Below are 1,847 nucleotides of genomic sequence, written 5' to 3' on the forward strand. Positions count from 1 at the left end.
GCGGGCGCGGGTGCGGCCGTTCGCGTGCTCCGACCAGCGCGGGACCCAGCGCGCCAGCGCCCCGGCGGCGAGCAGCCCGGCCGCCCCGATGGTCACCACGCCCGCCGCGAGGCTCCCCGCGGCCGCGACCGCCGAGACCACCAGCGGTCCCGCCGCCGCCCCGGAGTCCTGGAACACCCGCCACACCCCGAGGAACTGCGCGCGGGCGTCCGGCGGCGCGACGTCCGCGCCGAGCGTCATGAGGATCCCGGACCCGATGCCGTTCCCGAGGCCCATGACCATCGCCACCACCGCCAGCGCGGGCACCGTCGTCGCGAGCGGCAGCGCGGCGATGGCGCCGCCGAGCACCACCATCGACGGGATCGCCACCCACAGCCGCCCGTACCGGTCCATCACCTTGCCCGCCGGGTAGAACAGCAGCATGTCCACCGCCCCGGACAGCCCGAACACCAGCGACGTCGTCGCGGGCGCGAGCCCCAGGTGCTCCGACCACAGCGGCAGCACGACACCCCGCGCGGACCGCACGGCACCGACCAGCACCACCGCGAGGCCGAGCGTCGCCAGCAGCCGGGCGTGCCGGCGCACGAGCGTGGTCGTGGGGACCGTCGGGCGTCCGCGCGGGACCCGCCCGCGGTCGTCCACGTCGCGTGCCAGCCCGACGACGAGCGCCGCGACCAGGGTCGTGCCGACGGCCAGCCAGAACACCGACCGCAGGTCCCCGACGTGCAGCACGGCGGCACCGAGGAACGGCCCGAGGAAGATCCCGATGCGGGACACCCCGCCGAGCGTGGACAGCGCTCGCGCCCGGTTCACCACCGGCACGACCTCCGTCAGGTACGCCTGCCGGGCGAGGTGGAACACGGCCGACGCCGCCCCGAGCACGAGCACCGCGGTGGCCAGCAGCGGCAGCGTCGGCGCGAGCGCCCCGCCGGTGAGGGCGACGCACGCGACGACGGCGGCCACCAGCATCGCCCGGCGGTCGCCGATGCGGGCGGCGAGCGCTCCCGCGGGGACGTCGCCGAGGATCTGCCCCAGCCCCACGAGCGCCACCACGAGCGCCGCCTGGTCCAGGCGCGCCCCGAGGCCCGACGCCACGAGCGCGATCACCGGGGTGACGGCACCGAGGCCCGTCTCGTAGAGCAGGGCGGGCAGGTACGCGGAGGTCAGGAGGTTGCGGTTCATCGACCGCCCATCCTGCCCCGGCGGCGGGCGGCGCGCGCGGATCAGGCCCCGGGCGCGGTGGGGACCTCGTCGCCGACCTGCTCGACCGCGAGCTCGCCGGCGCGCGCGGGCTCGACCAGCACCAGCGCGACGGCGTGCCGGCGCGGCCACGCCCCGGCAGCCTGCGCGAGCCCGCGGGCGAGCCCGGCGAGGTGCGTGGCGTGCACGACGGCGTCCGGCCCGGCCCCGTCCACCCACCAGTCGACGGGCACGCCGTCCACCCGCAGCGCCTCGTGCTCCACCCACGTCCTGGGCGCGCCGGGCAGCACCGTGGCGACCTCGGGCGCGGTCGGCAGCAGGTCGCCGTCGTCGTCGGCCGTCGACCCGTCGGCGAGGTCCGCCGCGGTCGGCAGCCCGAGGACGTCCGCGAGGTCGTCGGCGTCCACCCCGACGGCGGGCACCATCGCGGCGACGTCGGTGCGCTGCCACCACATCGGACCCGGAGCGACGGCCGCGTCCTCCGCGTGCACCAGCGCGACCCGGTCCGGCGCGACGAGAGCGGGCACGACGTCGAGGTCCGGCAGCGGCGCCGCGTCCCCGGCGGCGACGGCGGCGGCGTGCCCGGACCAGGCCCGCCACACGGCGGTCGCGAGCCCCAGGTCGACCGGACCGCCGGGCGCCGCGGC

At 78.6% G+C, this 1,847-nt stretch carries 1 protein-coding gene and 1 pseudogene; both read right to left on the reverse strand.

Translation table 11 applies throughout. The features are described from left to right. Positions 1–1,182: MFS transporter (locus tag EBM89_RS20490; RefSeq protein WP_147463656.1), on the reverse strand; the 1,182-nt coding region annotated here is incomplete at its 3' end. Positions 1,183–1,223: 41 nt separating this feature from the next. After that, a pseudogene (locus EBM89_RS21660) lies at positions 1,224–1,847 on the reverse strand (sacsin N-terminal ATP-binding-like domain-containing protein); the annotation flags it as partial.

It is taken from the genome of Cellulomonas triticagri, assembly GCF_003696205.1.
GTDB classification, from domain to species: domain Bacteria; phylum Actinomycetota; class Actinomycetes; order Actinomycetales; family Cellulomonadaceae; genus Cellulomonas; species Cellulomonas triticagri.